Annotated in this window: 3 protein-coding genes; all 3 read right to left on the bottom strand. The window is 47.0% G+C overall.

The window, feature by feature from the left end:
- Positions 1-8: 8 nt before the first annotated feature.
- From CLV42_RS17655 to CLV42_RS17645, 3 genes are read right to left on the bottom strand one after another with little or no spacing between them, the layout of a single operon-like run.
- Entirely contained in the window at positions 9-2,096 is a 2,088-nt protein-coding gene (locus CLV42_RS17655) for an SGNH/GDSL hydrolase family protein (RefSeq protein WP_106603242.1), read from the bottom strand.
- Positions 2,097-2,116: 20 nt separating this feature from the next.
- On the bottom strand, positions 2,117-3,871 hold the full coding sequence (locus CLV42_RS17650) for a carbamoyltransferase family protein (RefSeq protein WP_106603241.1): 1,755 nt from the start codon (positions 3,869-3,871) through the stop codon (positions 2,117-2,119).
- Between the two features lie 20 nt (positions 3,872-3,891).
- Positions 3,892-19,743, bottom strand: coding sequence for a non-ribosomal peptide synthetase (locus CLV42_RS17645; protein ID WP_106603240.1), 15,852 nt, complete (start codon positions 19,741-19,743; stop codon positions 3,892-3,894).
- Between the last annotated feature and the right edge of the window lie 166 nt (positions 19,744-19,909).

Below are 19,909 nucleotides of genomic sequence, written 5' to 3'. Positions count from 1 at the left end.
AGAAAAGTTTAATTGAGCTCAAAGTGAGTAGACGTATTGCTGGTTGCCGTAAATGTCACGATCTCACCAAATACATAAAAAGCCGCATCCAGGATGGCCTCATCTGCTGTAGCCCGCTGTTCTGCGGCTACCAGCTGTTCGGGCACCGGCCAGCAGACAGTGACGGTATTGATACCATTTGTACAGATGTCTGCTGGTACTGTCAATGAATGACGTGTCCATTTCCCTGATACAGCCACTTCACTTACCTGTACGCCGTTCAACAACACCCTGATCTTACCGTCACCCTGTAAGCCGGGTACGCGCAATGAAATGTCAAAGAATACCGGCTCGTCTTTAGCCGCTACCAGGAAGAAGACAGATTGTGCATCCCTGGCCTGATAAAAGGCTGCTTTTGTGCCCTGGTATTCATCGTATGAGGTAGCATGATAGAATGTCTCCAGCAGGTTCACAGCCTGCACAGCTACTCCGTGCTCCTTGTTCCGGAGATCGTCCACATACTTACTGAGGTTAACTCCTGCTGTTTGTAGGGCAGCTACCATTGCATTCACCAGATCTATCTCCATGGTCTTGCCCGAACGGGGATGTAACAGGGCATGCACATATCTGTCCAGACGGGTATTCCCTGTTACCAGTATTTCGAGTGTTTTACAAAGGTTATTGGACGCACTGCGGTTCATCATATCGCAGTAGTAGATCATTGTCCGGGCAATCTCTTTGGAGTACTGCAGCGCCTTTACACAATGATGATACAGTATATCATACTGCTGTCCCCAATGTGCATTATGAATAGCAGCAAACAGATGCGCCATGGCATGTACTTCCTGGTCGGGCCTGATACTTGCCGCTGAGAGCTTACCGCTGGCCTTATTGCCCGAAAGCGTGAATATCCTGTCGGCTACTGCCTGCATAGCGATCTGTATACCTTCAGCAGTAAAATGACAATAGTCCAGGAAAAGGTCCTTACCCGGTATTCTTCCATTCAGATGCTGACGGAACACCTCGGGGATGTCCACCACGGCTATATTGTGCCCTGCAGCTTCCTGCAGGATCGTCTGCCTTGTTATATTGAACATGCGTGGCTTACTATTCGTGCGACAGAACAAGGCGGTATCTCTCGCTGTTTCCAGGTAAACACGTGCCTTATCATATTCCTGTAATAGCAGGTGTGCATCGGCCAACAATTCATATCCATAGGGATGACTGGGGTCCAATGCGATCATCCCGGTGGCCTGCGCAATACAGCGTTGTGCGTCATTGTCTTTTAAGGCCAGCTCCGCCTGATCTCTGGCTGCTATCCAGCCGGCAATACCATTATCAGGCAGCCTTGATATAAAACGTTCTCCCGGTGTACTTCTGCAATCCAGCAGGTTAAATTCCGGAATAGCAAATATTACAGGCAATGCAGAGCCTCCTACGGTTCGTACATATTCCAGGAAAGAACCTACCAGTTCAGCAAATAGTTCTTCCAGTATAGTTCTCGCACTGCTGATATCCTGATTGATCACCAGTGCTTCTCTTACCCGGGACAAATATGTTTTGTCAGTCAATATCATATTTACCAGGTCCTCCCGCCAGTTATTACCAGCCAGGAATAATACCATATCAGGTTCCAGATCGAGTGCCTCACGATAACGCTCTTTCAGGCCGGCCATACCCAGGTTCGTCTCTGCCAGATCTATCACTTCAAATTCATCTTTATCGGTATTACCATTCAGTAAAGTGCCTAACACCTGTGCTGGCGTAAAACCAGGGTCCAGTAAAAATCCACGGGCTACAGATTCTCCCAGTAAAACAACTCTCTTCCGCGTCCCTTTGGCAGGGATCACAGGAATATCCGCAAAGTATGTCCAGCGTGCTTTCCTGGATATATCCCGGCTATACACAATTTCGCCATCTACTTCCTCTGGTTTGTAAATACCGATATGCCCGGTTGCGTCGGATACTGACAGTGATGTATCTGCCATCTGTTCATTGGTAATACCCAATTCTTCGAACAAGGTATTTACCTCTATAGTGGACGACTGCCCGCTGCTTAATAACAAAGCAAGGGCGTCTGCTTTCTCTCTTAATGTTGATGATGGTCGTACAGACATACTCCTTTTTTTTATTAAGATCAGATAAAAGTGTAGACATTAGGATTCAGTTCGAATGAAGGACGCTCCAGCAGATTCTGGTTGATCATCTCCAATATGCTGGTATCATTGTTTTCATTGTCAATGATAAAATCTTCCAGTATCAGGCAGTCTATATCCGTGGTAACAAAACAGATCAATGCTTCCTCCGGGTTACATACTATAGGTTCATCTCTTACATTGAAGGAGGTATTCAGCAGGATAGGACATCCTGTTAAATCAGCGAAAGCCTTCAGCAATGCAGCAAACCGTGGATTGGTCTTTTCGCTTACTGTCTGCACCCTGGCAGAACCATCAACGTGGGTAATAGCAGGCAGGTCAAAAGACGAGATCACCTGGCAGGTTTCCAGCATAAAGGGGGATGGATGATCTATGTCAAAATGTTCGCCTGTTGCCGATTCCAGTACAGCAGGTGCAAAGGGGCGGAAAGCTTCACGCTTCTTTACCATTGCATTGATGCGGTCACGCATATCGGCCCCTCTCGGATCAGCTAGTATGGAACGTGCCCCCAGTGACCGCGGACCAAACTCCATTCTACCGTGGAACCAGCCTATCACTTTACCTTCTGCCAGGCGCTGTGCTACCTGCTTCACGAGTTCCTCATCATCCTTTTGTTGTGTATAGCGCAGAGACGTAGCACTTAACAGTTTCTTGATATCTGTCGAACCATAAGAAGGCCCCAGGTAAACATGTTCCAACTGACTGGTCATTGCCTCTCCTGATAGATCAGTATGCGCCAATGCTGCTGCCCCTAATGCACATCCGGCATCTCCCGCAGCGGGTTGCACAAAAAGTTGCTTAAAAGGACTACTCTTCAGGATCTTTCCATTCGCCACACAGTTCAATGCTACACCGCCGGCCATACAAAGATTTTCCGCGCCTGTTCTTTCATGCAGATAACGCGCTTTCTCTATCAGGATCTCTTCCAGCACTACCTGTAAACTGACAGCAATATCTTCATGCACCGGCAGTATTGCTGTCTCCTTCTTTCTCGGCGCCAACCCGAATAATACAGGTAAGGCCTCACTGTACATCTTCTCTCCTTTCAGGAAATCAAAGTATTCCATGTTCAGCTCATACTGACCGGCCTCACCGCTCCTGATAAGCTGTCTTATTTTGTCAACATATAAAGGCTTGCCATAAGGCGCAAGTCCCATTACCTTATACTCTCCACTGTTTACGCTGAAACCGAGGTAGCTGGTAATAGTACTGTATAATAATCCCAGTGAATCCGGGAAGGATACTTCTTCGAACAGTTCCAGCTTCGCACCTTTACCCATGCCATAGGTAGTGGTAGCCCACTCTCCCACGCCATCCACCGTGAGAATAGCAGCATGGTCGTAACCGGAATAATAATAACTACTGGCTGCATGTGACTGATGATGTTCGTAGAACCTGACAGGCCCGTCATAACCAAACTGTTCCCTGATCTGCCGTTCTACTGCTGCATGATCTGTATTACGTATACTATCCGCAGTAACAAATCTGCTACCACTCCATAACTGCCTGGACAATTTCTTTACAGGATCTTCATAATAGGCGATGCAATCAATATCAGAAATAGTGATGCCTGCTTCTTTCAGGCAATAGTTAAAGGCAGCCTTTGGCAGATCGGGATCATTCTTTTTTCTGCTGAATCTTTCTTCCTGCACGGCGGCTTTCAATACGCCGTCCTGGAGTATACAACAGGCTGAATCATGGTAAAAGGCGGAGATGCCAATTATATTTAAACTCATGGATGATGATTTTATAATGGTTAAAAACCTTTGTCTATAGTAGCGCTGAACATATCAGACTGGAGGCGTTCTTCTTCGCGCTCCTCTTCTGTCAGATAATTGAGGGTGGTTAAGGGCAGTTCCGGCTGTGCCATTACAGCTACCATTAGCTGCTGCAGATGGAGTAACATACGTGTAATGCGTGCCCTGTCATAGATATCTGTGTTGTATTCTATACTGCCGTTGATATGTGTACCCTGATCTTCAAACTGGAAACGCAGATCGCCCTTGCTGATACCGGGATCCATTGCAGCAGGCGTAATCAGTACATTAGCCATTTCCGGCAATGCGATAGCTTCCACCTGTACGTTCTGTAATATCAATACCACATCAAATAATGGTGAACGGCTAAGATCTCTATTGACGCCCAACTCTTCTACCAGCCTGTCAAAAGGATACAGCTGGTTATCGAATGCTTCCAGCGAAGTTTGTTTCACAGCAGATAACAGTGTATTGAATCCGCTTTCTCCGTTGATGTTGCTTCTTAAGGCCAGTGTATTCAGATAGTAGCCGATCTGTCCTTCAAGGTCCGGATGATCACGGCCTGCTACAGGCGTTCCTACGATGATATCCTGCTGACCACTGTAACGGAATAACAACAACTTCACCAGTGATAATAGCCCCATAAACATCGTTACATGTTGCGCTTCCAGGAACGAACGCCAGCTGTTGCTGATCTCGGGGCTCCATTCAAAGAGGTACTGTTGCCCGTTATAAGTCTGAACTGCCGGTCTTGGTCTGTCTACCGGTAGTTCCAGCACCGGCAATGTTCCACCCAGTTTTGCCAGCCAGTAACTGCGCTGTGCCTTTAAGCGAACACTCTCCATGGCTGCTGACTGCCAATGTGCATAATCCTTGTATTGCAGCGGTAAGGATGGCAACACTACCTCTGTACTTGCTACGTAGTTGTTATATAGGTTTAGTACTTCTCTTACCAATATCTGCAATGACCACTCATCTGCTACAATATGATGGATGGCGAATAAGAGTACATACTCTTCTTCATCACAATGGAGTAGCACAACACGCATCAATGGGCCTTCACGGAGATCGAATGGTGACAAGGCCACCTGCTTTTTGTATTCCTCTACTATCTCTTCTTTATCCGTTGCCGCCCTAAGGTCCTCATATTGTATGCTGATGTTGGCCTGCGTTAATATCTTTTGTCTTGGTACACCATTGTTCAGCACAAATACTGTTCTTAAACTCTCATGTCGTAGTACCAGTGTGGTAAATGCCTGCTGCAGTAGTGCCCGATGTACTGAGCCTTCAAGGAGATAACTCATGAAGATGTTGAACGTGGCTTGTCCCTCCATTTGTTCTTCCAGTACCCACAAACGCTGTTGGGCATAAGAAAGCGCATAATCTGCTGCTTCTGCTACATGTGGAATGGCCAGGTAAGCCGTCTTCAATGCGCCCAGTATCAGCCTTGCCTGTCCTGCTACTGTGGGATATTCAAATACATCTGCAATACTCAGCTGTACTTCACACATCTTATAAATGCGTGATAGTAATTGTATGGCCTTCAGGGAAGATCCACCCATTGTAAAGAAAGACTCCGCTCTGCCAACATCTGTAGTACCCAGTATCTGCTCCCAGATATCTGCTACCAGCCGTTCTATACCGGCATGTGGTAACTCCCGCTGACGGCTGGCCAATACCAACTCAGGACGTGGTAAGCGCTTGCGATCTACCTTGCCATTAATATTCATCGGGAATACTTCCAGCCAGATGTAAGCTGACGGAAGATGGCTTTGCGGCAGTATTGTTGCCAATGCCTTTCTCAATTCTTCTGCCTCGTAATGCCGGCCTGTATAATAACAGATCAGTTCCTGTTCTTCGTGCAATACCAGTTCTGTCTGTGTAATACCCTCCTGCTCCAGAATAGCCGAGCGCACGCCAGCTGTTTCAACCCTGACGCCATGTAACTTCACCTGTTCATCCTTCCTGCCCAACAGTTCCAGGAGACCTCCTGGCAGATAACGTCCCAGGTCGCCGGTACGCACTACCTGCACGTTTTCTACAAATGGGTGTGTTACAAAGATGTCTTTATGCACAGGTGATAAATAGCCTTTGGTCACGAACGGGCTACTGATATACACTTCCCCGATTTCCCCTTCCTGGCAATAGTGATTATTATTCAGCACAGCTATGGCGGTATGCGTGATAGGATATCCTACAGGAATGACTGCTCCCGGAGTGATTTCAGTTTCCGGTATATGATAGCAGGTCTTTAAGACGGTGGTTTCTGTTAAGCCGTACAGATTAGAGATGCTGGCAGTTGCACCGTGTATTGTTCTCCAGTTAATCACATCTCTGCCATACAGCCTTTCTCCTGCCAGCACCACCTGCCGGATAGCTGGCAATGGCTTCTGCAGACTGGCAGTGATCAACCGGAACAATGATGGTACGGTTTGCAGTATAGTGATATTGTTATCAGACAGCCATGCAGCCAGCAGGTCCATCTGTGGACGGATAGCCGGTGATGGTATATGTAAGGTGGCCCCTGTCATCAATGCAGGGAAAATATCTTTCAGTGAAGCATCAAATGTGACCGGCGCCAGCTGACTGATATTGTCATTCACCCCGATATTAAAAGCGGCTGCATGCCAATGTGCATAATGACTGATACTGCCCTGACTTCCTACAATCCCCTTCGGCATTCCGGTGGAACCTGAAGTATAGTATATATAAGCGGACATATTGCTGGTGACCTGTGCTGATGCCACTGTATTTGTAGCCTCTAACTCTGCCGGCACCAGTATCTCAGCCGTATGGCCACTCTGCTGTAATATTGTTTCCCAGGCAGACACCTGCTCTCTGTCAGTAATCAATATAGCAGGTGTAGCCTCTTTCAGTATATAGATCAACTGTTGTACAGGCATGCCGGCATCCATTGGCAGATATATCATACCGGCTTTAAAACACGCCAGCAAGCTACTTACCTGTGTTATGCCTGCTTTCAATGCAACGGCCACTGTTGATTGTACAGGTGTGCGCTGTTCCAGGTGAGCAGCCAGCATCGTATAACGTGCTGTCAGTTCTTCATAACTGATAGCATCCTCCCCATCTTTGATGGCTGTTTTATTCCGCTGTTGTAATGCCTGTGCAGTGATAACGTCTGTCAGAAACGGATATACAGGCGCTATTATAGCGGCGTTGAATGAGGCTACTTGCCACGATGCATCCTCCCTGTAAGCCAAGGAGGAAACAGGCGCTTCCGGTGACTGCAGTACCAATATCAACAATGCCTGCAGGTCTTTAATGATCTGTTCTATACGTTCCCTGTTAAACAGGTCTGTACTATACTCAATATTTCCACTGATATAGCCTTCTTCCTCAGCAAAGAGGAATCGCAGATCACCTTTACTTGTTTTCAGTTCTCCGGGTAAGGGTAGAATCTCTACACCTTCCATTTCCAATGAAGCCAGTGGTTCCAGGCGGATGTTCTGCAATATCATCACCACATCAAAAACAGGATTCCGGCTTACATCTTCTCCTGCACCCAACATTTCCACCAATCTGTCAAAAGGATATACCTGGTGTTCAAATGCATCTGTCGCCGTTTGTTTCACCTGTTGCAATAACGCATAAAATCCCGCATTACCATCTACATGGGTACGTAGGGCCAACGTGTTAAGGTAATAGCCGATCTGGTCTTCCAGGTCAGCATGGTCCCTACCCGCTACCGGCGTTCCGATAATAATATCACGTTCCCCGCTGTAACGATATAACAGCGCCTTCACCAATGACAATAATCCCATGAACAGTGTGGCATGATTTGCCTTTACATATTGCCTTAGCAAGGCACTGCTTTCTTCAGAAAAACGGAATGTGAGCTGTTCTCCACTGAATGAAGGTGCTGCCGGCCTTGGCCTGTCTGCCGGTAAGGTCAGCTGTGGTAAGGTCCCCCCCAACTGTTTCAACCAGTATTGCTCATGATCAGTCAGGCGCTCATTACTTAGCTCCTGCGCCTGCCATAGTGTATAGTCTTTGTACTGAATACGCAAAGGCTTCAGCGGATTAACCGCTCCTTTTACGCCTGCATTATAACTGATCAGCAGATCTTTTATTAACACCTGCATAGACCATTCATCAGCAATGATATGATGTAATGTCAATAGCAATACATGCTCTTCTGTCCCTGTCTGCAACAACAATACGCGTATCAGCGGTCCATGGTCCAGTGAAAATTTCCATTCGCCTGCCTGCCGGATATGTGTTATTATTACTTCTTCCTGTTGCTGTATACCCTGCAGATCTTCATACGTTATACGGAAGTCAGCCGCCACTACCTGCTGCATCGGTGTTCCCTCGCGGGTGACAAATACCGTCCGCAGACTTTCATGTCTTTCCACTACCCCGGCGAATGCAGCTTCCAGTACATCCCGTCTCAGGTGTCCGGTGATGCGGTAAACCTCTATTCCATTGAAGGCCTGTACATCCTTCAGGCGCAATGCCTGCAGCCATAAACGTTGCTGCGCATGTGACAGCGGATAGTATGCAGCTTCGGGTGCTACGGGGATCTCTCTGAACTGTTGTTGCTGCGTTTGATCAATCAGTGCCGCCAAACTTGCCAGTACGGTGTTTCCGAAAATATCCCCTATGGATAACTGTATACTGAAATCACGGTATATCCTTGTGATCAGCTGGATGGCTTTCAATGAATGACCGCCGGATAAAAAGAAATCGCTGGAGAACCCGATATCTCCCCGCTGTAATATGTCTTTCCAGATAGCCAGCAGGCGCTGTTCTGTTACGGTTCCTCCTGTTTCTTCGGCAGCTACCGGCTGATCTACCGGAACCGGTAAGTGCCGGTAACTGATCTTACCACTGTTGTTCAAGGGTAAGGCTGCCAGGTGTATGAACCTGGAGGGTATCATATATTCCGGCAAACTTCTTCCCAGGAACTGTCTCAATAAAAGCCCGTCAATCGCATTTTCAGCCGCATAATAGGCCACCAGGTACTTGTCGCCGGCCAGTTGCCTCACAACGACAGCAACGCCGTCAATGCCCGGAAAAAGGGACAATGCCTGCGCTATCTCATCTTTCTCTATCCTGAAACCGCGGATCTTGACCTGGTTATCTATACGACCGCTGAACTGCAGGTTACCATCCGGCAGCCAGCGCCCCTTATCTCCTGTTCTGTATAGTAAACCAGTTCCAAATGGATTCGCGATAAACTTATCTGCTGTCAGCGCCTGGCGATCAAGGTATCCTGCCGACAGGCCCACGCCTGCGATGCACAGTTCTCCATCTATTCCTACAGGCTGGATCGCAGCTGCGGCATTCAACACATACACCTGTACATTACCTACCGGCCGGCCAATAGGCAGGGAACGTCTGCCCCTGTCAGTTTTACTGACTTTATATAAAGTGGTACATACAGTATTTTCGGTAGGTCCATACCCATTATAACAAGTGGTATATGCGCTGGCTTTTAATAATGTTTCCACCGGCGCCACATCTCCTGCGGTAATCATAAAGCGCAATACAGCCAGCCGTTCCGGTGGCAACATAGCGGCGAAAGCAGACGGGAATACAGCTGCGGTGACACCAGTCGCTGTTATATAGTCCAATAGCTTTTCCGCATTCTTCAAAGTATCCTCTTCCGGTATTACCAATACACCACCGCTACATATAGCCATAAAGGTTTCGAAAACCGCACCATCAAAAGAAAAGGAAGAGAACAACAACACTTTATCTTCTCTGCTCACAGATAAGACGTGCTGCTGATTAAATACCATATTTACAGCACTACTATGATTGATCTTTACCCCTTTCGGTTGCCCGGTAGATCCTGAAGTATAAATAACATACGCCAGGTCGTTGGCACCTGTTTCTGTTTCGGGGTTTTCAACCGGCAGGTCTGCATTATATAGTTCGATATCCATCACTACCAGCGATCCGCTGAAATAGTCAATATCAAACATGAATGCAGATTCCGTCAGTAATATTTTTGCACCGGCATCTTCCAGCATGAACCGGATACGGTCTTTCGGAAGTTTGCTATCTATTGGCAGATAAGCCAGTCCCGCTTTTAATGCGCCTAATAACCCAATGATCTGCCATTCATTCCGGCCGGGCATAATGGCTGCAATGTCTCCTTTCTTTACCTGGTGTGTATCGAGCAACAGTCTTGCTAACTGATTCGCACGCTCATTCAATGTATGGTAACTGCAATTCCACCCGGGTCCTTCCAGTGCAATGGCATCCGGATGAAGTCTTACCTGCTCTTCGAAAAGGGCCACCAATGTATCCTTGGCAGGAAAAACGACTGTTGTATGATTAAATGATGTCAGCAGTTCCTGCTCCACATCAGATAAGATCTCAAATGTCTGAAGGCTCTTTTCGGGAGACGCCAATACCCCTATTAATAACTGTTCCAGGTGGCTGGTCATCCGTTGTATACGATCGCGGTTGTACAGGTCAGAATTATACTCAAGCGTTAACCCGATACCGGAAGCGGTATCTGTAAAGAAGAAACGCAGGTCGATCTTGCTCACCGGTAACTGTACCAGCGCATCTTCAACGTTTAGACCAGGCATGGCGGGTAATGGTTGCTCACTGGTATTATCCAGCACCACCACCACATCAAACAGCGGCGCCCTACTCATATCACGTTCCAGGTCCAGCTCATCTACCAGCGTATCAAATGGGTATACCTGGTGTGAATATGCTTCAAGAGCGGTTTGTTTTACCTGTTGTAATAGCCTGCGGAAGCTTTCTTTTCCATCAAACCGGGACCGCAATACCAACGTGTTAATGAAAAATCCTATCTGGTGTTCCAGGTCAGGATGTTCTCTTCCCGCTGCCGGTGATCCGATAATGATGTCTTCCTGTCCTGTATAACGGTATAATAATGCCTTCACCAATGTGACCAATCCCATAAACAGTGAAGCGCCTTCTGAAGAAGCGAGTTTTTTCAGACCATTGCTTAATGCTTCCGGCAGTTTGATGTACACCTGTCCACCGTTATAAGTCTGTACAGGAGGCCTTGGATGATCAGCAGGCAAGTCCAGTACAGGTATGTCTCCTTCAAAGCGGTTCAACCAGTAAGTACGGTGTTGTTGTACTCTTTCGCCTGACAACTCCATTTCCTGCCATGCCGCATAGTCTTTATACTGTCCTTTTAATACGGGTAAACTGAATGATGTACCTGTAAGCGTCGAATTATATACTGCGATCAGTTCTTCGAGTATAACACGTAAGGAGCGTTCATCTGAAATGATATGATGCATGGATAACACAAACAGGAATACCTCATCTGCGGTCTGCATCAACTTTGCTTTCAGCAGGGGGCCATTCTTCAGATCAAATGGTTCAAGTGCCAGCTGCATTGCTTTATCCCTGGCCTGTTCTTCCGCCTGTAGATTGCCACGAAGATCTTCCAGCTGTAGTTCAAAGCCGCTTTCTGCCACTGTCTGTATGCGCTGCATAGGCACACCTTCTACCACCTCAAAGACTGTTCTCAGGCTTTCATGACGCTCAATCAAAGTATGGAATGCTGTCGCCAATGCATTCAGGTCCAGCTTACCTTCCAGCCGGTATGCTACCGGCAGGTTGTAAGCGATGGAACCTTCCGGTTCAAACTGGTCCAGTACCCACAGCCTGCGCTGTGCATGCGACAACTTATAATGCGTCTGCGCCGCCACTGTGCTGATCGGTGTATAACTACCAGCCTGTGTCCTGTCAATCTCTGCTGCCAGATCAGACAATACCGGATACAGGAAAAGGTCTTTCAATTCAATTCTGATGCCCAGCTGCTTGTACACCCGGGTTACTACCTGTATCCCCTTCAGGGAATGTCCACCTGCGTCAAAGAAGTGATGCTTTGTGCCTAGCTGCTCATTGCCCAATATCTCTTTCCATATTTCCAACAGTACGGCTTCAGTTGCGGTGACAGGTTTTTCCACTGCTACCTGACTATCGGCCTGTGGTGCCTTCAGTGCTTTACGGTCAATTTTACCGCTGTTATTCATCCTGAACTGTTCGACCTGAACAAAGTAGGATGGCAGCATGTATTCGGGTAAGAATTGTTGGAGATGAGTGCGTAGACTGGCACCTGCTATATTACCTGTTGCTGTATAATATGCTGCCAGGTATTTATCGGCATCACTGCCAAAGGCTTTTACTACCGCAGCACTAACGCCGGGATAAGATAACAATGCCTGTTCTACTTCTCCTGTCTCAATGCGGTAGCCTCTGATCTTTACCTGGTCGTCCAGTCTGCCTGTGAAATCGATATTACCATCGGCTAACCAGCGCCCCGTATCTCCTGTTCTATATAGGAATCCCGCGCCGTAAGGATCTTTAATAAATTTCGCTGTTGATAGTATTTCGTTATTGTAATATCCTGCGGCTACGCCAGCACCTCCAATACATATCTCACCACTGATACCTACAGGTAATAACTGCTGTAATTCGTCGAGTATATACATCCGTACATTATGCACAGGTTTCCCAATCGGCAGTCTGCCTTGTCCTGCGTCTGCAGCTGTTACCTGATAAGAGCTTGCCCATACAGTAGCTTCTGTCGGTCCATAACAATTATAATAATCAGCGAAGGCGGCACAGGCAACTGCCGTAGGCACATGTGCGACATCGCCTGCAGTAATGACCTTCCGTAGGAAATGCAGCTTTGTAATATCCAATGCTGTCAGATAAGAAACCGGTAAGATAACTACAGTTACTCCGGCAGCTTCCATGTATTCCGTCACCCTGGTGGCGTCCCTGCCTAATGCAGCAGGGATCAGCACTAATGTAGCACCAGCCGCAAAGGCCATAAATATCTCTGCTACGGAAGCATCAAAAGAAGGAGAGGCAAACTGTAATACCCTGTCTGTTGTGGTGGTACCGAAAACAGACAGCTCGTTCTGCACCATGTTTACCACACCAGCATGTTTGACCATCACACCTTTGGGCTTACCAGTTGAGCCGGAGGTATATATAATGTAAGCCAGATCTGATGGGCCGGAAACTGCCGGCAGATCCCCTTCACTTACCGGCAATTCAGGTATCTCAATATCAGCTACCAGTAACTGTCCTGTAAAATAGGTTACATCCAGCAGGTAGTCTGATATTGTAATCAGCAGTGGCAATGAAGTATCTTCTATAATGTAACTGATCCTTTCTGCAGGGTAAGATACGTCGATCGGCACGTAGGCGCCTCCTGCCTTCAGTACACCAAGAATAGCAATCACCAGCCACTCCTGTTGGCCAGCCATCACCCCCACAGGCGTTCCGGACTCAATGCCATGCTGATGGCGTAATACTTTTGCAAGGCGATTAGCCTTCTCGTTCAGTACTGCGTATGTCATTGATTTATCTCCTGACATAAGCGCTACGGCATCCGGCGACTGTTTTACCTTTGCTTCAAAAAGATCCACCAGGGTAATGTTCCTGGGGTAGTCAAAGGTTGTATTGTTGAATATGGACAATATCTGTGCACGCTCTGCTTCTGGCAGGATGTTCAACTTCGCCAGTTCCGTTTCAGGGTCTCTGGCAACGGCTATCATCAGGCTTTCCAGGTGCTGCATCATGCGCAGCATACGGTCTTCGTCATACAACTCACGGCTGTATTCCAGCTTCAGATAAAGCCCTTCACTGGTTTCCCTGAATATAAAATGCAAATCCACCTTACTTAGTTCAGGGTGTAGTACTACTTCACTGATCTCAATATCATTCATTTCAGGATACAGGTCTTCAGCAGCATTCTCCAATGTGATCACAATGTCAAACAACGGAGCGCGGCTGATATCCCGTTTCAGTCCCAGCTCATCTACCAGCATATCAAAGGGGTATGCCTGATGAGTATACGCATTAAAGGCTGTTTCCCTTAGCTCCCGCAGATACTGACGGAAGGTCGTTCTGCCTCCCGGATAAGAGCGCAAAGGCAGGATGTTCAGGTAATAACCGATCTGGTTTTCCAGGTCTGTATGCTCCCTGCCGGCTACCGGCGTACCAACAATAATATCTTCCTGTCCGCTGTACCTGAATAACAGGGTCTTCACCAGCGTTGTAAGTAGTATGAATCGGGTGGCCTGTTCCTGCCTGCATAAGCCGTCCAGGCCAGCAGTTCCTTCCTGATTGAAATGATAGATTATTTGTCCGCCGCTGTAATGCTGTACAACCGGCCTTAACCTGTCTGATGGCAATTCAAGCTTAGGTAATGGACCGCTCAGCTGTTCCTTCCAATATTGCCGATGTAGCGTCAGCTGCGCATCATTCAGCGCCTCCAGCTGCCATGACGCATAGTCTTTATAATGTATCCGCAGTGCAGGTAATGGTGTAATATTTTCATGCTGAAAACTGTTATAGTAATACAACAGTTCGCGTATCAGCAAGCGGATAGACCATTCGTCTGCGATGATGTGATGTATGCACAAAAAGAATAAACACTCCTGATCTGCTGTCTGCAATAAATGCACGCGCAGTAACGGGGCGTCAGACAATTCAAATGGCAGCAATGCCAGTTCCAGGGCTCTTGCCTCAGCGGCCTTCCGAACATCTTCTTCTTCGCGAAGATCCTCTCTGACGATTCTAAATGCGAGATGTTCTACGGAGATGATTTCCTGTACCGGATTATCGTCTCTCATTACAAAGCGGGTACGCAGGCTCTCATGTCTTGCCAGTAATGCGCTAAAAGCATCGTTCAACGCAGCTTCATTCAACACGCCATTGAAGTAATAACTCATTGGCAGATTGTATAAGACTGCATTCCCTTCCAGTTGATGTAACAACCATAACCTCCTTTGTGCATGCGACAGCGGATAGTATTCCTGCGGCAGTACCTCCGGAATATGTGCATAGCTACTATGATCTGCATTCCTCACTACTGCGGCAAATGCACTCAATACAGGATAGTGGAACAAGTCCTTTAACCCAACTCTGATCTGAAGATCTCTGTATATTCTCGCAATTACCTGTATCGCTTTTAAGGAATGGCCTCCAAGGTGAAAGAAGTTATCTGTCACACTCAGCGTATCCACACCTAATATTTCCTGCCATATAGCGGCTATGGTACGCTCTTCTTTTGTAACGGGTGCTATATACTCCCGGGCATCATGCATTTCCGGCAATGGCAATGCCTTTCGATCAATTTTACCATTCGCATTCACGGGCAGTTGTTCCATTTGCACAAACGCAGCCGGCATCATGTAGGCAGGTAGGAATGTTGCCAGGTAAGTACGCAAGGAAGCAATATCTATTTTATCTGATGCAACGAAATAAGCTACCAGTTGCTGTTCAGCATCAACAGTTTTCAATACTGCTACAGACTGTAAAATGCCTTTATATTGATTGATCTGTTCCGCGATCTCCCCTGTTTCTACACGATATCCCCTGATTTTCACCTGCTCATCCTCTCTGCCAGAGAAATATAACATACCATCAAATCCGATGGCGCACTTATCTCCTGTGCGATATAATAAGCCATTTGCTACCAATGGCACTTTGATAAACTTTTCTGTTGTTAGTGCGGGGCGCTTCCAGTAACCATCTGACAAGCCAGCACCTCCTATCAATAGATTGCCAGGAACACCAGCTGGTACTGGCAGTCCCTGATCATCCAGCAGGTAAATAGTTGTATTTGCTACAGGCCTCCCCAGGGGGATAGCAGCATCTGCAGTCGTTACCTTGTGAGCAGCAGACCATATGGTTGTTTCGGTGGGACCGTAAACATTCCATACTTCTGCCGCTGCACCCAGTAACTGACCTGCAAGCGTCCGGCCAAGCGCTTCTCCTCCGGATAATAATTTCATACCACTATGACCATTCCAGCCATGCTCAAATAGTAAACTCCATAGTGAGGGTGTTGCCTGCATGATCGTTGGCTGTTGTATACGGATCATTTCCTGCAACAGCAAGGGGCTATTTACCGTTTCATTTTCTGCAAGGATCACTGTTGCACCATTAAGCAGTGGCAGGAATAATTCCAGTACAGAAATATCAAACGAATAAGTAGTTACTGCCAGCAGACTATCACTGTCTTTCACTTCCAGCATAGCGGTCATGCTATACAGGAGATTGATCACGGCCTTATTAGGAACCAGTACTCCCTTAGGAGTTCCTGTAGAGCCAGAGGTATACATCATATAGGCCAGGCTATCGCCATTGGCTGCTATAGGCGGATTATCCACCAATAGCGTATATGGAGCTTTCAATACTTCCGGCATGTACACTGTCGTGCAGTCTTCCTCGTCTTCCTGCCGGTCAGTCAGTATAACGCGTGTATCACTGTCTTTCAGCATAAAGGCAATTCTCGCTTCCGGCAGTGATGGATCTACCGGCAGGTATGCTGCACCTGTTTTCAGAATGCCCAATATGCCCGGTAGCAGCCATTCATTTCTATCCGTCTTCAGCGCAATCACGTCACCTGGTGCAATCTTATGCTGTTGTAGCAGATAATTTGCCAATTGGTTCGCCCTTACATTCAGATCATGGTATGACCAGACCTCATTCCCTATTACCAATGCTTTCTGCGCTGGCGTCTGCCGCACCTGCTCTTCAAATAAAGCGATCAATGTACTATCAGCAGGATATGAGAGCTGTGTTCCTGTCAGTTGTTGTTGTATCCATTCTGATTCCTGCTTAGAAAGATAACTGATCTTATTCAGCGGCTGATTGCTATCTGTCAATACACTATCCAACAGCTGTAGCAGATGATCGCATGCGTTTGTAATACGCTGCACTGCAAATACGTCTGTATTATATTCCAGTATAAGTTTTACTATGTCTCCGGTATGTGAAAACCAGAAAGTGAGATCGTACAGGCTGGTGTGCACCGGCATACCAATCTGTGATACCTGCACACCCTGCATCTCAGGCTCCTGCTGTGTGGTCTGCTCTTCTCTGTAAATAATCGCCACATCAAATACCGGCGACCGGCTCATGTCTCTTTGTAACTGCAGTTGATCCACTAACAGATCAAAAGGATACACTTCATGCGCATATAATGCCAGTGCCTGCTCTTTGATCTGTTGCAGTAAAGTCACAAATCCATGTTCTCCATTAATGTGACTTCTCAATGGTAATGTGTTCAGATAAAAGCCTATCTGCTGTTCCAGGCCCGCCCCGCTCCTGCCGGTAACCGGTATACCGGTGATAATGTCATCCTGGCCGGAATAACGGTATAATAAGGTCTTTACCAGCGATACAAGTCCCATGAACAGGGTTCCGCCTTCTCCTTCTGCCAATGCCTTTAAACGGCTTGTTAACGCTGCAGGCAAGGACACCGCTACCTGTGCGCCTTTATAACTCTTTACTGCAGGACGTTCGTAGTCTGTCGGTAGCTCCAACACGGGCAATTCTCCCTGCAATTGAGACAGCCAGTAATCTGCATGCTTCTTCAGATTTGCTCCGCTCAATTGCGTAGCCTGCCAGGCGGCATAGTCCTTATACTGGAACGTCAGCTCCGGCAATACCAATGCAGGATCATTATAAACGCTTAGTACTTCACGGATCAGCACCTGCATGGACCATTCATCAGAGATGATATGATGTAGTGCATGTATCAGTACGTATTCCTCTTCTGCGAGTTGCACTACACTTACTCTAATCAACGGCGCCGCCGACAGGTTAAAATGTACCTGTGTTTCTCCGCTTAATATTTCGTCCAGTTGTTGCTCCTGTTCTGCAATAGCTCGGAGATCAGTATAGGCAATATTCCATTTCACGGCATCCGCAGGAATAATTACCTGCCTGGGTTCTCCATCTACAGCGATGAACCCTGTGCGCAGACTCTCATGTCGTTTTATCACGGCTATGAATGCCTGTTCCAGTGCCTCTACATTTATCTTTCCTTGTAAGCGATAGGCATCAGGTCTGGAATATGCGACGAGTTTATCATGCAGCTGTTCCAATACCCACAATCTTCTTTGTCCGTGGGACAAGCCATAATGCGACTGTTGCGCCACCGGTGTGATAAGAGGCTGTAAATGCTTACCTGTCGCATAGATCAGTTCTGCCTGTGCAGCAATAGATGTTGCATTAAAAACATCTGCAATAGACAGCTGCACTTCCATTTCCCGGTAAATACGGGAGACCAGCTGTATTGCCTTCAATGACGATCCTCCTGAAACAAAAAAAGATGCATGTCTGCTGATCTTCTCATTTCCCAGTATACGCTGCCATATCTTCAATAACTGTGTTTCCACTCCTGGTAAAGGCGCTTCATAGTTATCATCTTCCAGCAATTCCCAGGGGCGAGGCAGTTTCTTTCTGTCTACCTTGCCATTTATATTCAGGGGAAAAGCAGCGAGCCATATATAATAAGCGGGTAGATACTCTTTCGGGAGCGTCACTTCCAGCAATGCTCTCAGCGCTGCTGGTTCATACTGTTTGCCACTATAGTAACAGATCAGTTCTTGTTGGAATTCATCGTTAGTGTGTAGTAATAACTCTACCTGTTCGATGCCCTCCTGCTTTAATGCAACGGCTTTTACTGCGTCCAGTTCAACCCTTACCCCATGCAATTTTATCTGTTCATCTCTTCTTCCCAGCAGTTCGAGATTGCCGTCTTCTCTGTAGCGGCCGATATCTCCTGTGTAACAAACAATGTCTTGTCTGTCGCTCACCAATGGGTTCTGCACAAATAACCGGCTGTTCAGCGAAGTATCCAGGTATCCCTTTGTCATGAAAGGGCTCTTGATATAAATATCTCCGATTTCACCCGGCGCACATATCTGATCCTGATTTACTACAGCTATCATACTATTACTGATAGGCGTACCCACCGGGATCGTCTCTCCGGGATCCCAGTTCCATGATTGAATATGATAACAGCTTTTCAATATTGTGGTCTCTGTGAGGCCATACATATTGGTCAGGCGTGTCTTTTCGCCATTCACCTGGCGCCAGTTCAGCACATCTTTTCCATATAGTTTTTCTCCTGCCAGTACGACCTGTTCCAATGATGGAAGATCACGGCCATTCTCTTTCAGCGATTTTGTAATAAGCCTGAAAATAGATGGTACTGTTTGCAGTAGCGTAATATCTTTCTCATGTAACCAGGTAGCCAGCAGATCGCTCTGTTCCTTCAAACCTGTGGCAGGCACATGTAGTGTTGCACCCGCAGTAATTGCTACCAGGATATCCTTCAGAGAAGCATCAAAAGTTACAGGCGCCAGCTGACTGATACGTGTATTTTCGTTCACGTTAAAAGCGCCGCGATGCCAGTGTATATAATGCGCAAGGCTCTTGTACGAACCAATAATGCCTTTACTGATGCCGGTAGAACCAGATGTAAAAAATATGTAAGCGTCGGACTGCTTGTCGATAGCCAGGCCCGGATCTGTAAACTGCTGGTCATCCAGTGATATATCTGTGCGCAGGTATTTACCATTGTCCCATTCCCACAACATAGCTGGTTCTTCTACAGCACTTATGATGCCCATATCCTGCAGATCCAAACCTTTCAGCAGTCCGTGCATGGAGGAAGGAAATACAAGCAGTGGAGGCATTGTTCCACTTAGAGTGGAAAGCATTGACTCCAGCGCAGGCAGATGATCGCTTTCAGTTATGATGAAGCCTGGATTGGTCTGATGAAAAATATGATGAGCAGGTGCTCCGGTATTGCGGGATAAGGGTAAATAAACAACGCCGGCCTTCAGGCAGCCTAACAAGGTGCTTACCAGGTGTACACCGGAAGGCAATATCACTGCAACATGAGTGCCGCTGCTGATATTGAGGGATAATATCAGATGTGCAATTCTGTTTGCCTGCTTGTTCAGCTGCTGATAAGTGATATTACAATTATCTTCTTCCACAGCAGTCTTTGTGGGGTATTGTTCAGCAATATCTTCAAAAACAGTATGGATTAACTCTTTTATCATACAATGCAGTATATTTTTTTGAAAACAAAATAGCTCCGCCTGGCAGCCCTTTTGGGCAGCCGGATAACAACACGTGCAGACCTTACGGCCTGCCTGAATTCTACATCAAAACAGGAAACAATATTTACTCACCAGCAAGGAATGATCAGCCAGGCAAGCAATTTGG

Source organism: Chitinophaga ginsengisoli (genome assembly GCF_003014595.1).
GTDB lineage: Bacteria > Bacteroidota > Bacteroidia > Chitinophagales > Chitinophagaceae > Chitinophaga > Chitinophaga ginsengisoli.
This window is presented reverse-complemented; position numbering and strand designations above follow the sequence as displayed.

Bases quoted from the DNA above. Each gene is read 5' to 3' on its own strand.
- CLV42_RS17655 (WP_106603242.1), bottom strand. From the start codon at position 2,096: ATGTCTGTACGACCATCATCAACATTAAGAGAGAAAGCAGACGCCCTT.
- CLV42_RS17650 (WP_106603241.1), bottom strand. From the start codon at position 3,871: ATGAGTTTAAATATAATTGGCATCTCCGCCTTTTACCATGATTCAGCC.
- CLV42_RS17645 (WP_106603240.1), bottom strand. From the start codon at position 19,743: ATGATAAAAGAGTTAATCCATACTGTTTTTGAAGATATTGCTGAACAA.